The sequence below is a fragment of the Nocardia thraciensis genome (assembly GCF_054782435.1).
Genome location: NZ_BAAGSM010000043.1, coordinates 236,058 through 253,492, shown reverse-complemented (window position 1 = coordinate 253,492; position 17,435 = coordinate 236,058). Strand labels below are relative to the sequence as shown.

Genomic DNA, 17,435 nt, shown 5'->3' with positions numbered 1-17,435 from the left:
CGGGGCGGCGCTGCGTTGCGGACCGCACGCTCATGGTTTCGGCCCTCCGGTGTCGTCGATTGCGGAGTCGGCGGACGGTGTCGAATCTCGGTCTCCTCCAGCAGAATCCGGGCCGACCATCGATCCGGTTCCCGCGGCGGAGCCGTTCGTATCGTCGAATCTCGCGGCGGCGGTTCCCTCCGCCCGGTCGGCATCCGGAGTCCCAGGGCCGCTGGAAGTCTCTCGGGCGCCCGGCGATTCGGCGCGGTCCGCCGCGGCCGGGGCGCCCTCCGTCTCGCTCGCGCCCGGAACACCCTGCAGCGCAGCGGATTCCACGGTGAGCAGCTTACGTTTGGGCGGTTCCAGCGTGAGCGGGCTGTTGCCCAGCTTGCGACCGCGCACCAGCGGCAGCGTGAGCCGGAAGCTGGCGCCCAGCCCGGGTTCGCCCCATGCCTCCAGACGACCGTCGTGCAGGTTGGCGTCCTCCACGCTGATCGAGAGCCCGAGTCCGGTGCCGCCGGAGCGGCGCATCCGCGAGGGATCCGAGCGCCAGAACCGGTTGAACACCAGCTTCTCCTCGCCCGGACGCAGACCCACGCCCTGATCGCGCACCACGATGGACACCGCGTTGGCCTCGGTGTCGCCGCGCATTCGGATCAGCACCGGTTTGCCCTCGCCGTGATCGATGGCGTTGGCGAGCAGATTGCGCAGCACCCGCTCCACGCGACGCGGATCCACCTCGGCCACCAGCGGGTCCTCGGGCAGGTCGACCACGAGTTCCACGCTCGACTCCTTGGCCAGATGCCGCACGGTGGAGATGGCCGCCCGCGCGCACATTCGCACATCCAGCGATTCCACCTGCAGTTCGGCGACGCCCGCGTCGTGGCGGCTGATCTCGAGCAGGTCGTTGAGCAGGCCCTCGAATCGGTCCAGCTCGGTGACCAGCAGCTCCGCGCTACGTGCCAACGCCGGATCCAGCTCGTCGCTGGAGCCGTGGATCAGGTCGGCGGCCATCCGGACCGTGGTCAGCGGGGTGCGCAGCTCGTGGCTGACGTCGGAGGTGAACCGTCGCTGCAGATTTCCGAACTCCTCCAGTTGGGTGATCTGGTTGGACAGGCTCTCGGCCATCTCGTTGAACGACATGGCCAGCCGGGCCATGTCGTCCTCTCCCCTGACCAGCATCCGCTCCTTGAGCCGCCCGTCGGCGAAGCGGCTCGCGATCCGCGCGGCGGACCGGATCGGCAGCACCACCTGCCGCGTCACCAGCGCGGTGATCGCGGCCAGCAGCACCAGCAGGACACCGCCGCCGATGAACATGGTCCCGGCCATCAGCCCGCGACTGCGTTCCTCGTTGGACAGCGGGAAGATCAGATAGATCTCGAGGGTGGCGACCTCGTTGCTCGGGCTGCCGATGATCAGTGCCGAACCGCGGTATCCCTCGGGGTCCGACACCGTCGTGAACTGATAGCTCACCTGGTTTTGCTGCACGAAGCGGCGCAGTTCGGCGGGCACGTCCTGGATCGGGCCCGCGGTGAGTTCCTGCTGGCCGTCCCCGACCATCGCCAGCGCGGCCTTGTAGCTGCCCGCCGCCCCGGCCGACTGCGAGGTGGATCCCGAGGACAGCGCGCCGAGAGCGTCCTGCAGGCGGATCGCCTGGGTGCTCGAATCGTGCACGCCGGTCATCTGGTTCTCGACGGTATTACGGGCGCGGCTCATCTCCTCGACCGCGGCGTTGATCTTGGCATCGAGCAGGCGGTCGGTGATCTGACTGGTCAGGACCACGCCGAGAATCGTGATGACGATCAGGGACAGCGTCAGCGTCGACACCACGACGCGCAACTGCAGCGACCGTCGCCACATGTGGCCGAGCGCCTCACCTACGGACTTGGACCAGGCCACCACAGCTGCCAGCAACCGCTCCAGGCGGTCTCTGGAGCCATCGATCACGACTTCGCCCCGTCGGCGCTCGCCTCCGCCGTGCTCGCGAGCGCAGCCGTCACGGAGGCCCGGCCTTGTAACCCACGCCGCGGACGGTCAGCACGATCTCGGGGTTCTCCGGATCCTTCTCGACCTTGGCGCGCAGCCGCTGCACATGCACGTTGACCAGGCGGGTGTCGGCCGCGTGCCGGTAGCCCCAGACCTGCTCCAGCAGCACCTCGCGGGTGAACACCTGGCGCGGCTTGCGCGCCAGCGCCACCAGCAGATCGAACTCCAGCGGAGTCAGCGAGATCTGCTGACCGGCGCGGGTCACCTTGTGCGCCGGCACGTCGATGACGATGTCCGCGATGGACAGCAGTTCGGCCGGTTCCTCCTCGGTGCGGCGCAGGCGGGCCCGCACCCGGGCGACGAGTTCCTTCGGCTTGAACGGCTTGACGATGTAATCGTCGGCGCCCGATTCCAAGCCCAGCACGACATCGACCGTGTCGGTCTTGGCCGTCAGCATCACGATGGGCACGCCGGAATCGGCCCGCAGCACGCGGCACACGTCGATGCCGTTCATGCCGGGCAGCATCAGATCCAGCAACACCAGATCCGGACGGAGTTCCCGGACCGCGGTGAGCGCCTGCGTACCGTCGCCGACCACGTGAGGATCGAAACCCTCACCGCGCAAGACGATCGTGAGCATCTCCGCGAGCGCCATATCGTCGTCGACGACCAGAATCTTCGGCTTCATAACTACTATGTTGTCATCTCTCCGGCTCGGAACGGGCAACCACGCCAACACTGGTACATTACCGACGCACATCCAACCCTATCGGGCAACCTTTTCCGAGAGGCGCGCGGTGAGTGTTGCCGGATCGTCATGTGGCGCATGGATCCACCAGGACCCATGCCACTGCGATGCGGCCAACACACGATAGACCGCCGCCGTGCGTCGCTGCAGCCCTTTGTCGCTTTCATAGGCGTCCAGGGCACGGGCGGTGTCGAGTTCGCCGCGGCGGCGGGCACGTTCGGCGGCCAGTTCGGTGGATACGTCCAGTAGCACCTGCACGTCGGGTACCGGTAATTCGAACCTGCCGAATTCCAATTCCGCGACCCACGAAGCCATTTCGCCGTCCGCGGACTGGTCGGTCCGGGCGGCGTTGTAGGCGGCATTCGAGGCGACATAGCGATCGAGCAGCACAATGTCGTTGTCGGCCAACAACTTCAGCAGGTCGTCGCGCGCGGCGGCGCGGTCGAGCGCGAACAGCAGTGCCATCGCGTTGACCGACGCGGCCAGGTCGCCGTGCCGCCCGCGCAGCGCCTCGGCCGCGAGGTCGGCGTGGATCGACCGCCCGTAGCGCGGGAAGGCCATCGTCTCGGCCCGCACGCCGCGGGCCCGCAGACCCGCGACAACAGCGTCGATCAGCGTACGCTTGCCCGCGCCGTCGAGCCCCTCCACCGCCACCAACGCACCCATGCGCAACAGGTTAGACGGTCGCGGGCGGCGCGCCCCGGTCACCTGCGCGTCGACCTTTGTTGCCTTTCGATGGCTAGGGTGACCCGAATGCGGCCTCCCCGAACCAACTCCCCTCGCACCCGGCGGGTGATCTCCGCCCTCGGTTGCGTCCTCGCCGTGACCGCGCTGACCGCGTGCGGCGTCGACACGACAGACAGCGGCGCGACATCGAGTCCGCCCGCGTCGAACGGTCCGGCGGCGGGCCGCGCGGTGGACCTGCAATCGCATCGCGGTGGGCGCGGCCTGTGGACCGAGGAATCCCTGGCCGCCTACGAACATTCCCTCGAACTCGGCGTCAGCACGCTGGAACTGGATATCGGGGTGACCGCCGATCGGGTGCCGGTGATCTGGCACGACGCCACGATTCAGGCCGACAAGTGCGCCGACACGGCGCCCGCGTTTCCGGACGACCCGAAATTCCCCTATGTGGGGAAGGCCATCCGCGAACTGCGCTACGACCAGGTCCGGACGTTGGATTGTTCGAAGAAGCTCGCGAACTTTCCCGAGCAGCAGCCCGTCCCGGGTAATCGGATCGCCCGGCTGCCCGAACTCTTCGAACTGGTGAAGAGCTATCCGGGAGCGTTCGATTCGATCCGCTACAACATCGAAACCAAAATCGAGGCCGAGCATCCCGAACAGACGGCGCCGCCGCAGGAATTCGTCGATGTCGTGCTCGACGAGGTGGACCGCGCGGGCGCCACGGGCAAGGTGGAGATCCAGAGCTTCGACTGGTCGAGCCTGCCCCTGGTGAAGGCGCGCAACCCCGCCGTTCCTACTGTCGCCCTCTACGACGAGACCACCTTCAAGGCGGGAAGTCGCTGGCTGGGCCCGGTCCGGTACGAGGACCACGCCGGGGATCCGCTCGGCGCGATCGTGGCGCTGGGCGCGACCACCTCCTCCCCGCACTACGTCCCCGGCGAGAACAGCCCCACCAAGATCTCCGACGCTGGTTTCACCTTCACCGCCGATACCGACTACGTCCGCAAGGCCCACGAGAAGGGACTGAAGGTGGTCCCGTGGACGGTGAACGACGAGGCCACGATCGAGGCCCAACTGGCCACCGGCGTGGACGGGGTAATCACGGACTACCCCGATCGAGGACGAAAGGCACTGGAGGCCAAGGGGTTTCAGGTCCCACGCGCGTTTCGGAAGTGAGATCCCGTTGTCGCGGCCCTAGGGGGCCGCGACAACGGGAAATAGAGATAGCCACGCGCAACGGAAAATAAAGAAGAGTTACGTCCCGCACACTCCCCGCCTCACGGCCCCCTGGGGCCGTGAGGCGGGGAACTTTCTCGGCCTGCGCAATCAGTAGCGGTAGTGGTCGGGCTTGTACGGGCCCTCTACGTCCACGCCGATGTATTCGGCCTGGTCCTTGGTGAGCTTGGTCAAGGTGCCGCCGAGGGCCTCGACGTGGATGCGGGCTACCTTTTCGTCCAGGTGCTTGGGGAGGCGGTAGACCTCGTTGTCGTACTCGTCGGGCTTGGTCCACAGTTCGATCTGGGCGATCACCTGGTTGGAGAAGCTGTTGGACATCACGAACGACGGGTGGCCGGTGGCGTTGCCGAGGTTCAGCAGGCGACCCTCGGACAGCACGATGATCGACTTGCCCGACTCCTTGAAGGTCCACAGGTCGACCTGCGGCTTGATATTCAGCCGCTCGGCGCCGGAGCGCTCCAGCGCGGCCATATCGATCTCGTTGTCGAAGTGGCCGATATTGCCCAGGATGGCCTGGTCCTTCATCGCCCGCATGTGCTCGAGGGTGATGATGTCCTTGTTGCCGGTCGAGGTGACGACGATGTCGGCCTGCCCGATGGCCTGCTCGACGGTGACGACGTCGAACCCGTCCATCAGCGCCTGCAACGCGTTGATCGGATCGATCTCGGTGACCTGCACGCGGGCGCCCTGACCGGACAGCGACTCCGCACAGCCCTTGCCGACGTCGCCGTACCCACAGATCAGCACCTTCTTGCCACCGATCAGCACGTCGGTGCCGCGGTTGATGCCGTCGATCAGCGAATGCCGGGTGCCGTACTTGTTGTCGAACTTCGACTTGGTGACCGAGTCGTTGACATTGATCGCGGGGAACGACAGCTCGCCCGCCGCCGCGAACTGGTACAGCCGCAGCACGCCCGTGGTCGTCTCCTCGGTGACACCGCGCACCGACTCGGCGATCGTGGACCACTTGGTCTTGTCGGTCTCGTACCGCTCCCGCAGCAGGTTCAGGAACACCTTGAACTCGGCGGGGTGCTCCTCGTCCTCCGGCGGCACCACGCCCGCCTTCTCGTACTGCGCGCCGCGCAGCACCAGCATGGTTGCGTCACCGCCGTCGTCGAGGATCATGTTCGCGGGCTCGCCGGGCCAGGTCAGCATCTGCTCCGCCGCCCACCAGTACTCCTCCAGGCTCTCGCCCTTCCACGCGAACACCGGCGTGCCCTTGGGCTCGTCGGCGGTGCCGTGCGGACCGACCACCACCGCGGCCGCGGCATGGTCCTGGGTGGAGAAGATGTTGCAGGAGGCCCACCGCACCTGCGCACCGAGATCGACCAGCGTCTCGATCAACACCGCCGTCTGCACCGTCATGTGCAGCGACCCCGAAATCCGGGCTCCCTTCAGCGGCTGCACCTCCGCGTACTCGCGTCGCAACGCCATCAGCCCCGGCATCTCGTGCTCGGCCAGCCGAATCTCCTTGCGGCCGAACTCGGCCAAAGACAGGTCCGCCACCTTGTAATCGATCCCGTTGCGGTGGTCGGCAGTCATCTTGCTGCTCACTGCGGTCGTCATCTGCCTCTCCTGGTCGGCGTGTTACCCAGGAAAGGCTAGCCCCTTCGATGCGTACGCGATACGCAGACTCTCATCCGCCACCCCCGGCGTCGGGGTTCCACGGTGGGCGTTGGTGTGTCCGTGCGGCTGGTCAGCGTTTCGGAAAGCTGATCGCATATCCGATCGTGATGAGCACCACACTCACCGCGGCCGTGATCGCGATGATCCACATCGTCCCCATGGCGACTCCTCCGCCCGTGCCGCACGCTGGTCGTGGGCAGCTGGACGCCACCCAATCATAGCCATTCGGCATTATTATCGGAACAGGTCACGCGGTGGCGGCCGGGCCGTACGCCGCGAGAATCCGCTTTCGTTTGCGCGGAGCGATATTTGCCCGGCTGACGTCGCCCTCGTAGTGGGCCAGCACCCGCGGGTCCATCACCCGACGCCACAGTGGCGGGATCGCCGCCAGCAGGATCATCGAGGCGTACCCGGCCGGAAGTTGCGGCGCCTCTTGCGAACTGCGCAGCGTCTGATACCGCCGCCCCGGATTGGCGTGGTGATCGCTGTGCCGCTGCAGGTGGAACAGGAAGATGTTGGTCACCAGGCGGTCGGAGTTCCAGCTGTCGGCGGGTGAGCAGCGCGCCCACATGCCGTTCGGGCGCTTGCGCCGCAACAGGCCGTAGTGCTCGACGTAGTTCACCGTCTCCAGCAGTCCCGCGGCGATGACCGCCTGGAGCAACAGGTACGGCAGCAGCTTCGGGCCGAAGGCGATCAGCAGCGCGCCGTAGAGCACCACCGTCATCGACCAGGCCTGCAGAATGTTGTTGCGCACGCTCCACCAGCGCAAACCCCTGCGCCGCAGGCGGTCCCGCTCCAGCGTTATGCCCGATCGGTATCCGCCGACCACACTGCGGGGCAGGAACTCCCACAGCGACTCCCCCAGTCGGCCGCTGGCCGGATCCTCCGGCGTCGCCACCCGCGCGTGGTGGCCCTTGTTGTGCTCGACGTAGAAGTGGCCGTAACCGGACTGCGCCAGCGCGACTTTCGCCAGCCACCGCTCCAGATTCTCGACCCGGTGGCCGAGTTCGTGCGCGGCGTTGATCCCGATTCCACTGACAAAGCCCAGGGTGACCGCCAGCCCCAGCTTGTCGACGACGGCCAGCTGATCATCGGCCCACAGGTAGCCCGCGATGCCCAGGCCGACCAGCTGGATCGGCAGGAACAGATAGGTACACCATCGGTAGTACCGGTCGTTCGAGAGAAGCTCGTAATCCTCGTCCCGTGGATTGGTGCCGTCCTCGCCCACCACCCAGTCCAGGACCGGGATGACGATCAGCACGATGATCGGCCCGATCCACCAGAACACCGGAGATCCGGTGTGCAGCACGAGTTGTGAGGGCAGCACAGCACACCCAGGAGCTATCAGCCCCAGCACCCACAGGTGACGCTTGGGGTCTGGTGAACCCGAGCGTTTGCCGACCGTTTGCACGTTTGCCCCGCTAAAAAGAACCCTGGAACCGTTGCCAGTAGATATGTACAGACTTTACGCCCGTTACACATCACCACCCCCGGGAAGAGTGTGCACCGTTACATACCGACTGGTACATTCTTAAGCCTTCACACAGGTGATTACCGTGACCGCATACCACAGGCAAACGGCGGATGTACGAACACCCTCACCGTGACATCGCGCGTCGCCGGCCGTCTGCGACACCGCGAAACCCTGCCAGTTGACCACGAGCATCCACAATAGGGCGACCGGGGAATTGTTATATAACACAACACGATTCGGAAACGAACGGATCAGCGACGCCACTGATAACGAACCTGCGGCCGCCCGGCGCGGCCGTAGTCCGTGCGACGATCCACGACTCCGTCCTCGGCCAGGCGCTCGAGATAGCGCCACGCGGTCACCCGCGAAACGCCCACCGTCCGGCCGGTTTCTGTGGCCGACAACCCCTCGGCGGCGTCGCGGACCGCCCGCGACACCTCCTCGAGGGTCTGTGGTGCAATGCCTTTCGGCGCGCTGGCCTTCGGGTCGGCGGTGCGCAGCGCGCTGAAGGCGCGGTCGATGTCGTGCTGGGTGACGGTGGCCTCGCCGGTCGGCAGCGCCGCGCGGAACTCCAGATAGCGGTCCATCTTCTCCCGGAATGCCGCGTAGGTGAACGGTTTCAGCAGGTAGAGGGCCACGCCGTGAGCCACGGCGGCACGCACCATCTCGAGGTCGCGGGCCGAAGTGATGGCGATGACATCGGGCCGCGGGCGCAGCCGCGCCAGCGCCGCGGTCACCTCGAGTCCGCTGATGTCCGGCAGCCCGATGTCCAGCAGCACCAGCTCGATCGGCTCGCCCGACTCGGCGGCGCGGGCGGCGGCCCGCAGCGCGTCGCGGCCGGTGTGGACGACCGCCACGGCCGTGAACTCCGGCAGGCGGTCCAGATAGGAACGGTGCGCCTCGGCGATACGCTCCTCGTCCTCGACGATCAGCACCCGGATGGTCATCGCGGAATCCTCACCACCACGGCCGATTCCGGGGAGCGTTCCGCGCGCAGCGTGCCGCCGTGGCGCGCCACCAGGCGGCGCACCAGCGCCAGGCCGAGACCCTGGTGGTCGGTCTTGGTCGAATAGCCGCGTTCCATGGCGCGGACGAACACCTCCTCCGACATTCCCGGACCGCTGTCGGCGACCCGGATGGACAGGGCCGAATCCTCCCGCCGCACGGTCACCTCCACCCAGGCGTCGGGCGTCTGGGCGACCGCGTCGAGGGCGTTGTCGATCAGATTGCCCACCAGCGTGACCATTTCGTGCGCGGACAGCGGTGACGGCGAGTCGAGCGCGGTGTCCTCGGCGACGGTCAGCTCCACGCCCCGCTCGATCGCCTGGTCGACCTTGCCCAGCAGCAGCGCGACCAGCGCGGGCTCCCGCACGGCGCCGGTCAGCCGGTCGATGAGCGCCTGCGACAACCGCAGTTCCGCGGTCGCGAAGTCGACGGCCTCCCGGTAGCGGCCCAGCTCCACCATGGTGATCACGGTGTGCAGCCGATTGGCCGACTCGTGCGCCTGCGCGCGCAGCGAATCTGCCAGTCCGCGTACGGAATTCAGTTCGCCCATCATATCGCGCAGTTCGGTGTGGTCGCGCACGGTGAGCACCGTCCCCAGGGGCCGGCCGGACCATTCGACGACGTCCTGATTCACCACCAGCACCCGCTCGGCCGTCACGTGCATCTCGTCGCGCACCACCTGTCTGTCCAAGCGGCGCAACGAGATCGGCAGATCCGTGCGGCGCACCGGGCCGTCGGGCAGCTCCAGCAGGCGCCGCGCCTCGTCGTTGACCACGGCCGCCGTCTCGGCGTCGCGGTCGAACACCACCAGGCCCTCGTGGATCGAGTGCAGCACGGCGTCGTGGTGCTCGTAGAGCGTGCGCAGCTCGGCCGGGGCGAGGCCGTGGGTCTGGCGCAGCAACCGGCGCCGTAACAGCAGCGAGCCCAGGACCGCGAGCAGCAGACCGGAACCCGCGGCACCGAGGATCAGCGGCAGCTGCCGCCGGACCTGATCGCCGATCTTGGTGCGGGTGACGCCCGCCGAGACCAGGGCGACGATGCGGCCGTCCTCGTGGACCGGGGTGACCGCGCGGATCGAGGGACCCAGTGTGCCGGTGTAGGTCTCGGTGAAGGTCTCACCGGCCAGCGCCCGATCGATGTTGCCGCTGAACGGTTTTCCGATCCGGTCGGGTTCGGTGTGGGTGTAGCGGGTGCGGTCGGGAGCCATGACGACGATGAAGTCCACGCCGGTCCGGATGCGGATGCGCTCGGTCACCGGCTGCAGCAGCGCCGTCGGGTCCCCGGTGTGCACGGCGGCCGCGGTCGAGGGCGTCTCGGCCACCGCGACCGCGATGCCGGCGACCCGCCGCGCGGTGGCGTCGTCCTGATCGCGGCGCAGCTCCCAGACCGTCAGCGCCACCCCGATGGCGACCACGGCCACCAGGACGACGAGCTGCACGACGAATACCTGCCCCGCCAGCGTCATTCCCCGGCCGCGGCCGATGCGTCGTTCCACCCGCGACGTCCTCTCGGTGAACGAAATGTACGAAATAGTGACCCCGGTCACGGTAACCGGCAGCATTATCCGCAGATCGAGTGGCCCGGCTCACCTGCACCACCCACGTAGCCGGGGCGGGCCACCGATCGCAGACCGCAGGATCCGGAGGCACACACTCGCATGACCGAACAGACGACGCGACCGCGGCGCCGCGACCGCACCCACTGGCTCTATCTCGCCGTCCTCGTGGCGGTGCTGGCGGGCATCCTCGTCGGCTGGCTGGCCCCGGGGTTCGGCAAATCGGTCGGCGAGCTGGGCACGATGTTCGTGAACCTGATCAAGATGATGATCGCACCGGTCATCTTCTGCACCATCGTGCTCGGCATCGGCTCGGTGCGCGCGGCGTCGCGGGTCGGCAAGGTCGGCGGGCTGACGCTCGCGTACTTCATGGTGATGTCCACCTTCGCGCTGGCGATCGGCCTGGTGGTGGGGAATGTGCTGGAGCCGGGGAGCGGCCTGAACATCGCCGACCACGCCAAGGACGCCGCCAAGTACGCCGATCAGGCCGAGGGGGCCGGTGGTACCTGGGAGTTCTTGGAGAGCATCGTCCCGAATTCGCTGCTGTCGTCGCTTACCTCGGGCAGCGTGCTGCAGGCGCTGTTCGTCGCGCTGCTGGCCGGATTCGCGATCCAGGCGATGGGGCCGACCGGCGAGCCGATCCTGCGCGCGGTCGGTCTGATCCAGAAGCTCGTGTTCCGGATCCTGACGATGATCCTGTGGCTCGCGCCGATCGGCGCGTTCGGCGCCATCGCCAATGTGGTGGCGTCGACGGGGTTGGAGGCGGTCAAACAGCTCGCGCTGCTGATGGTGGCGTTCTACCTGACCTGCTTGGTGTTCGTGTTCGGCGTGCTGGGCGTGATGATGAGGGTCACGTCCGGCGTGTCGATCTTCAAGCTGGTCCGGTACCTGGCGCGGGAGTACCTGCTGATCGTCTCCACCTCGTCGTCGGAATCGGCGCTGCCGCGGCTGATCGCGAAGATGGAGCACCTGGGGGTGGAGCGGACCACCGTCGGCATCGTGGTGCCGACCGGATACTCGTTCAACCTGGACGGCACCGCGATCTACCTGACGATGGCGACGCTGTTCATCGCCGACGCCATGGGCAAGCCGCTGTCGTGGACCGAGCAGTTGGGACTGCTGGTGTTCATGATCGTGGCGTCCAAGGGCGCGGCGGGGGTGACCGGTGCGGGCCTGGCGACCCTGGCGGGCGGACTGCAGAGCCACCGGCCCGAGCTGCTCGACGGCGTCGGCCTGATCGTGGGCATCGACCGGTTCATGTCGGAAGCCCGCGCCGTCACCAACTTCTCGGGCAACGCCGTCGCCACCGTGCTCATCGGCACCTGGACCAACACCATCGATCCCGATCGCGTCCGGTCGGTGCTGGGCCGGCAGCTGCCGTTCGACGAGACCACCATGGTCGACGACCACCCGGTCGACGCACCGGTGGGCACCGAAAAGAAAGACCTGGTCACGGCCTAACCCGCCTTGTTCCCGGGCCGGGACCAGTGCGCCGGCGCGCTCCGCCTCCCCCCAGGCGGCCAGCGCGCCGGCGCTTCCACATACGGATCCCGTTGTCGCGGCCCCGGGGGCCGCGACGACGGGAATGAGAGACCGAGCACCCTCAGGAACGAGGACGCCAAGCCACCCAGGAACGAGGGACGAACCACACAGCAACGCGACAAACCACACGGGAACGCCACGAACCACACGGCCACGCCACGAACCACACGGCCACGCCACGAACCACACGGCCACGCCACGAACCACACGGCCACGCGACTAACCACACAGGAACGCGACTAACCACACGGGAGTGGGACACGCTCACGCTTTCCCGTCGTCGCGGCCCCCTAGGGCCGCGACGACGGGAGATGTGGGGTCGGACTAGTGGAGGATCAGGTCGGTGTCGGCGGGGAGGGCGTTGACGGGCCACCAGCGAAGGTCGGTGGATTCGGGACTGCGTACGGGGACGGCGTCTTTCGGTGCCCTGATTTTGAAGACCAGGTCGAGGTGGCGGGTGGGGACGCCGAGGGAGCAGGTGATGGGGTGGGCCTGGATGCCGTAGAGGCCGGGCTCGAGGGTCAGGTTCTCGATTCCCGATTCCTCGACGGCCTCACGCAGGGCGGCGGCGGGGACGGTGTCGTCACTCTCCTCGCAGTGCCCGCCCAGCTGGATCCACAGGCCCACGCGAGGATGCAGGGTCAGCAGCACCTCGCGCTCGTCGTGGGAGAACACCATCGCCGAGGCGGTGATGTGGCCGGGCGCGTGCTCGCGCAGGCAGCCGCGCGGGGCCGAGCCCAGGAACGCCAGCATCGCCTGCCGGATCGACTGATCCGAACTCGTTGGAGGGGACCAGGTTTCGAGGAGGTCGGTGGCCGATGCGTGCAATGATTCCGCCGTCATGTGTTCCCTTCAATAGTTGGTCCCGGCCATCCCAGCAGACCCGGGCCATCCCGACACGCCCCCTGTATTCCCGTCACGACCCCTGTATTCCCGGCGCGATCCCCGTATTCCCGGCGCAACCCCCGTACTCCCAGCGCGACTCCCGTACTCCCAGCGCAACCCCCGTACTCCCGGCGCGACCCCCGTACTCCCAGCGCGACTCCCGTATTCCCGGCGCGACTCCCGTATTCCCGGCGCGACCCCGTATTCCGGCGCGACCCCCGTATTCCGGCGCGACCCTTTTATTTCCCGGCGCGCTCTTGGCCGGGATCTCGCGATAGATTCCGGCCAAATGCGTGCCGGAATCAAGGGACCTCACAGTTCGAGCAGGCCGAACCCCGACTCGCGGGGTTCGCGGGGCGTCAGCTCCTCGGTCGGGTAGCCGATCGCGATGCCGCCCAGCGGGTTCCAGTCCGGCTCCAGGCCCAGCACCTCGCGGGTGATCTCCGGAGCGAAGATAGTGGAACCGATCCAGCAGCTGCCGACGCCCTCGGCGGCCAACGCGACCAGCAGGCCCTGCACGGCCGCGCCGACCGCCACGGTGAACATGGTGGACTCCGCGGCGCGGCGGCGCTCGTCCGGGTAGGCGTGCGCGCCGTCGGGGACGCAGAACGGGATGATCACCTCGGGGGCGTCGAACAGGATGCGACCCCGGGCGATCCGGCGCTCGACCCGTTCCGGGGACAGTCCGTCGGCGGTCAGATCCGCGCGCCACTTCTCCGCCATCGCCTCCAGCAACCGCTCGCGCAACCCGTTGCGCCGCAACCAGACGAACCGCACCGGGCGGGTGTGATGCGGTGCGGGCGCGGTCAGCGCCACCGAGACCGCGGACCGGATCAGCTCGGGATCGACCGGGGTGTCGGCGAACCGGCGCACCGAGCGCCGCATCAGCAGCGCCTCGCCGCGGCCCTGCCGGACGGCCTCGGCGGTGCCCAGCCAGAACAGGTCCTCGTCGCCGCGGCGCAGCAGCTCCGCGGCGGTGGAGCCGTCGTCGTCGGTCGACCACCCGCGCACCACCGCGACCGGGACGCCGCCCAGCTTCCCCTTCACCAGATCGGCCGCCGCGGCCAGCTCGTCCGCCACGGCGACCTGGGTGACCTGCAGCTCGTTGCCCTGCCCGTCGACCGCTCCCGCGTAGTCGTGCACGACGCGCAGCCCGGCCGAGCCGATCGCGGCGTCGGTCTGGCCGATCCGCCAGGCCCGGCCCATGGTGTCGGTGATGACCACCGCGATGTCCACGCCCAGCCGCGCGGCCAGCGCGGCCCGCAGGGCCTTGGCACTACCGTCGGGATCGGCGGGCAGCAGCACCAATTCGCCCTGTTCGACGTTCGAGCCGTCGACGCCGGAGGCGGCCTGCACGATGCCGAGCCGATTCTCGGTGATCAGCGTCCGGCCCTTCTGGGCCAGCACCCGGACCGCCTCGTCGCGGACGAGCCTGCGCCGCAGTGTGTCTCGTTCGTCCGGATCGCCCGGCGCGGCGACGATGCGCCCCTCGGCCTTGGCGACGATCTTGCTGGTGACCACCAGCACATCACCGTCACGCAGCCAGGGCGCCTGTGCCGCAAGGTGTTCGGCGACGTCGTCGCCCGGGCGGAATTCGGGCAGCCCCGGCACGGGGATGATCGTCAGCTCCCCGCCGGGCGCGTGATCGCCCGCGGGCGACGGCACGGGAACGCCCGCGGTCGCCGATTCGTTCCCGGACACACGCGGGTGCGTCGGCTCGCTCACGGCTTCACCCCCGCGAGATCCAGTGCCTCGCGCACCATTTCGGCGGTGGCGGCGGGATCGGTCATCAGCAGCGGCACGCTGCGCACCTCCACGCCCGGCACCTCGGCGGTATCGGTCGAGTGCACCAGCCACCCGTCCAGGATTCCGGTGTCCGAGCGGGCGCCGTAGTAGCAGCCCACCGCCTCCGCGGAAGTCTGCACCCCGATCACCGACAGGCACTCATCGGCCATGCCGCGCAAAGGTTTTCCGTCGATCACCGGCGACAGGCCCACCACCTTCGCGCCGGTGGTCCGCAGCGCGCCGCGAATACCGGGCACGGCGAGGATGGACCCGATGCTCACCACCGGGTTGGAGGGGGCCAGCAGCACCGCGTCCGCCTCGGCTATGATTTGCGTCACATTTGGCGTCGGTTTGGCCTGATCCGCCCCGATTGTGACGAATCCATGGGTCTCGACGTTCGCCCGGTAGCGTACCCACCACTCCTGAAAATGAATCGCGCGGCGTTCGCCAGGCTTGTCCGGGTCACTGATGACAACATGCGTTTCACATCTGTCGTCGGTTGCCGGGAGCAGTTTCACGCCCGGCTGCCACCGGTTGCACAGCGCCTCGGTAACCGCCGACAGCGGGTATCCTGCGCGCAACATTTCGCTGCGGACCAGATGTGTGGCGATATCACGATCACCGAGACCGAACCAATCCGGCTGGGCGCGGTATTTCGCCAGCTCCTCCTTGGCATGCCAGGTTTCACCCTGCCGACCCCAGCCACGTTCGGTGTCGATACCGCCGCCGAGGGTATACATGCAGGTGTCCAGGTCGGGGCAGATGCGCAGCCCGTGCATCCACACGTCGTCACCGACGTTGACGACGGCCGAAACGTCGGCTTCGGGCAGCAGTTCGCGCACGCCCTGCAGGAAGCGCGCGCCACCGACTCCGCCGACCAGCACGGCAATGCGCGGGCCGATCTCGGGTGCGATGTCCGCTTGTTCTCCAGTCACATCCGCACAGCCTATGCGGTGCCTCGAAGGTCACGTCGCGGAGCATATTTGCTGGTCATTTGCTACTCGAGGGTCACCGAACCGCATCGAAACCGGCGGCGGATAGTAACGGAATTGTGTCGGCAGCTTGACCATCGCCGCGTCCGGCGTGTCTAATCACAGGCATGTCATTCCGGGTCGGCGCGAGAGTGCAAGGCGCGGGCCAGGTTTCGAACACCCGTTCGCATCGGAATGACGTGCTCGGGGATGTCCGCGGGACAACGTCGCGGTGTTGGGCCGTCGGTGGGCAGATCGGTTCCGACGGAAAATCATTCTGCGCTAACACACAGTGAGGAGGCGGAGCGATGGCCGAAGAGCTGGCCCCGTCGGGCAACCCTGGCGGTGTATCGCAAACCGATTCCACAGCAGGCGCAGCACCTGGCGCCTGCGCTGACATCCGGAACGACCAACGAGAGGGGGGTGAGACAGTGACTACTGGGGAGGAGTCGGGCAATCCGACGCCGCAAGGAGGACAGTGGGCACGCACTCAGCACAAGCCTGAACCGCCGAAGCTGAGTCTCATCGTCACGGATTTCGACACGATGTTCGACACCATCGAGGAGCAGTGGCAGGAACGGGCGCTGTGCGCCCAGACCGATCCCGAGGCGTTCTTCCCCGAGAAGGGCGGATCGACCCGGGAGGCCAAGCGGATCTGCATGGGCTGCGAGGTCCGCGACGAGTGCCTGGAGTACGCGCTCGCGCACGACGAGCGCTTCGGTATCTGGGGCGGCCTGTCCGAGCGGGAGCGCCGTCGCCTCAAGCGCGGCATCAGCTGAGCCGTGGGGCGCCCGGGAACACCCGGGGCTCCACGGCACGTCCGGTCCGCCGCGACCGAAATCTCGAAAGCGGCAAGGGTTTTGCCGTCGCCGGGCATCTCCCGATTCCAGCCGCACACCTGATGCAGGAACCGGATCGACTCCGCCGTGTTGTCGTCCCGGTTATTCTTCCGGGTCGATGACGTCCGGGTCGACGCCGAGGTAGGTGGCGATCTGCTGGACGAGCACCTCGCGCAACAGATCCACCAGATCGTCCGGGTCGTTGGCGCGCAGCTCCAGCGGTTTGCGGAACAGCACCACGCGCGCCCGCGTCGCGGCGCCGTGCCGGTCCACGCCGGCCGGGATCAGTCGCGACAGCGGCACCGGTCCGTCGGCCACCACCTCGTCCGGCCAGGAGACCGAATCCGGGTGCAGCGGACGGATTTTCGGTACATCATCGACCGCGATATCCAGTTTGGTGAGACGGTCGTGCCAGCGGCCGTCCAGCGGGGCGAACGCCTCCAGCACCAAGCGGTCGAACTGCTGTCCCCGAGTTCGCCAGGCGGGCACGGTCGGCGGCAGCACGGGTCCTCGAACCCCGCGCCCACGACGTATCACCGACCGCGCAGTGGGCGGCCGCCGCTTCCGTGAACGGGTCATGTGTCGAATCTAGTCAACAGGTGTCGAGCGCCGCGAACCAGCAACCTTCGCCCCGGTCGAGCGTGTCTCTCGGCGCGCGGGCGTGTGGGGAGTTACTCTCCTTGGCGTGATTCCCTTGCGTCGTTGCTGCCGTCCGGCCTGCAAGAACCCGGCCGTTGCGACGCTGACCTACGTGTACTCCGACTCGACGGCCGTCGTCGGCCCGCTGGCCACCGTTGCCGAGCCGCATTCCTGGGACCTGTGCCAGACCCATGCGTCCCGGATCACCGCGCCGAAGGGCTGGGATATGGTCCGCCACGAGGGCGGCTTCTCCTCCAGCACACCGGACGACGACGATCTGACCGCGCTCGCCGAGGCGGTTCGGGAGGCCGGGATGCGCCGCCGCGCCCCCGAGCCCGAACAGCACAGCTACCCCGACTACTCCCCCGCGCCCACGCGTCCCGGGCGCACCGGACGCACCGGTCGCCGCGGCCACCTACGGGTGTTGCCGGATCCGCCGAACTGATCCCGTTGTCGCGGCCCCAGGGGGCCGCGACAACGG

General features: G+C 67.9%; 15 protein-coding genes. 4 read left to right on the top strand and 11 right to left on the bottom strand.

Annotation, left to right across the window (positions count from 1 at the left end):
* Positions 1-30: 30 nt before the first annotated feature.
* The 3 genes from mtrB to ACYVLQ_RS28480 form a co-directional block, all read right to left on the bottom strand.
* Positions 31-1,878 carry an MtrAB system histidine kinase MtrB gene (gene mtrB, locus ACYVLQ_RS28490; protein WP_460700725.1) on the bottom strand — a complete coding sequence of 616 codons (1,848 nt, stop codon included), beginning with the start codon at positions 1,876-1,878 and terminating at the stop codon, positions 31-33.
* Positions 1,879-1,975: 97 nt separating this feature from the next.
* Positions 1,976-2,653, bottom strand: coding sequence for an MtrAB system response regulator MtrA (mtrA, locus tag ACYVLQ_RS28485; RefSeq protein ID WP_036566684.1), 678 nt, complete (start codon positions 2,651-2,653; stop codon positions 1,976-1,978).
* Positions 2,654-2,731: 78 nt separating this feature from the next.
* Complete coding sequence (locus ACYVLQ_RS28480; protein ID WP_460700599.1) at positions 2,732-3,379, bottom strand: dTMP kinase; 648 nt, start codon at positions 3,377-3,379, stop codon at positions 2,732-2,734.
* A gap of 87 nt (positions 3,380-3,466) precedes the next feature.
* On the opposite strand from ACYVLQ_RS28480, the gene ACYVLQ_RS28475 reads away from it, so the two are divergent.
* Complete coding sequence (locus ACYVLQ_RS28475; protein ID WP_460700598.1) at positions 3,467-4,573, top strand: glycerophosphodiester phosphodiesterase family protein; 1,107 nt, start codon at positions 3,467-3,469, stop codon at positions 4,571-4,573.
* A gap of 150 nt (positions 4,574-4,723) precedes the next feature.
* Here the strand turns inward: ACYVLQ_RS28475 and ahcY are convergent, their stop codons facing one another.
* The 4 genes from ahcY to ACYVLQ_RS28455 form a co-directional block, all read right to left on the bottom strand.
* Positions 4,724-6,199 (bottom strand): adenosylhomocysteinase, encoded by a 1,476-nt coding sequence (gene ahcY, locus ACYVLQ_RS28470; protein ID WP_460700597.1) that lies wholly within the window; start codon positions 6,197-6,199, stop codon positions 4,724-4,726.
* Between the two features lie 307 nt (positions 6,200-6,506).
* Positions 6,507-7,616, bottom strand: coding sequence for an alkane 1-monooxygenase (locus ACYVLQ_RS28465; protein ID WP_460700724.1), 1,110 nt, complete (start codon positions 7,614-7,616; stop codon positions 6,507-6,509).
* A 368-nt stretch (positions 7,617-7,984) separates the two neighbouring features.
* Entirely contained in the window at positions 7,985-8,680 is a 696-nt protein-coding gene (locus tag ACYVLQ_RS28460) for a response regulator (RefSeq protein ID WP_460700596.1), read from the bottom strand.
* Complete coding sequence (locus ACYVLQ_RS28455; RefSeq protein WP_460700723.1) at positions 8,677-10,203, bottom strand: sensor histidine kinase; 1,527 nt, start codon at positions 10,201-10,203, stop codon at positions 8,677-8,679. The genes ACYVLQ_RS28460 and ACYVLQ_RS28455 overlap by 4 nt, the downstream gene beginning before the upstream one ends.
* 192 nt (positions 10,204-10,395) lie before the next feature.
* Here ACYVLQ_RS28455 and ACYVLQ_RS28450 point away from each other — a divergent pair, with 192 nt between their 5' ends.
* Positions 10,396-11,754, top strand: coding sequence for a cation:dicarboxylate symporter family transporter (locus tag ACYVLQ_RS28450; RefSeq protein WP_460700595.1), 1,359 nt, complete (start codon positions 10,396-10,398; stop codon positions 11,752-11,754).
* A 405-nt stretch (positions 11,755-12,159) separates the two neighbouring features.
* On the opposite strand, the gene ACYVLQ_RS28445 is transcribed toward ACYVLQ_RS28450, so the two are convergent.
* The 3 genes from ACYVLQ_RS28445 to cofD all read right to left on the bottom strand — a co-directional run bounded on the left by ACYVLQ_RS28445 (position 12,160) and on the right by cofD (position 15,407).
* Positions 12,160-12,678, bottom strand: coding sequence for an NUDIX hydrolase (locus tag ACYVLQ_RS28445; protein WP_460700594.1), 519 nt, complete (start codon positions 12,676-12,678; stop codon positions 12,160-12,162).
* A gap of 354 nt (positions 12,679-13,032) precedes the next feature.
* Entirely contained in the window at positions 13,033-14,385 is a 1,353-nt protein-coding gene (locus ACYVLQ_RS28440) for a coenzyme F420-0:L-glutamate ligase (RefSeq protein ID WP_460700722.1), read from the bottom strand.
* Between the two features lie 56 nt (positions 14,386-14,441).
* Positions 14,442-15,407 (bottom strand): 2-phospho-L-lactate transferase, encoded by a 966-nt coding sequence (gene cofD / locus ACYVLQ_RS28435; protein WP_460700721.1) that lies wholly within the window; start codon positions 15,405-15,407, stop codon positions 14,442-14,444.
* A 614-nt stretch (positions 15,408-16,021) separates the two neighbouring features.
* Here cofD and ACYVLQ_RS28430 point away from each other — a divergent pair.
* Positions 16,022-16,255 (top strand): WhiB family transcriptional regulator, encoded by a 234-nt coding sequence (locus ACYVLQ_RS28430; protein ID WP_030515006.1) that lies wholly within the window; start codon positions 16,022-16,024, stop codon positions 16,253-16,255.
* A gap of 162 nt (positions 16,256-16,417) precedes the next feature.
* Here ACYVLQ_RS28430 and ACYVLQ_RS28425 read toward each other — a convergent pair whose 3' ends face one another.
* Complete coding sequence (locus ACYVLQ_RS28425) at positions 16,418-16,894, bottom strand: metallopeptidase family protein (protein WP_460700593.1); 477 nt, start codon at positions 16,892-16,894, stop codon at positions 16,418-16,420.
* Between the two features lie 106 nt (positions 16,895-17,000).
* On the opposite strand from ACYVLQ_RS28425, the gene ACYVLQ_RS28420 reads away from it, so the two are divergent.
* Positions 17,001-17,399, top strand: a complete 399-nt coding sequence (locus ACYVLQ_RS28420; RefSeq protein ID WP_460700592.1) for a DUF3499 domain-containing protein — start codon at positions 17,001-17,003, stop codon at positions 17,397-17,399.
* Positions 17,400-17,435 lie beyond the last annotated feature (36 nt).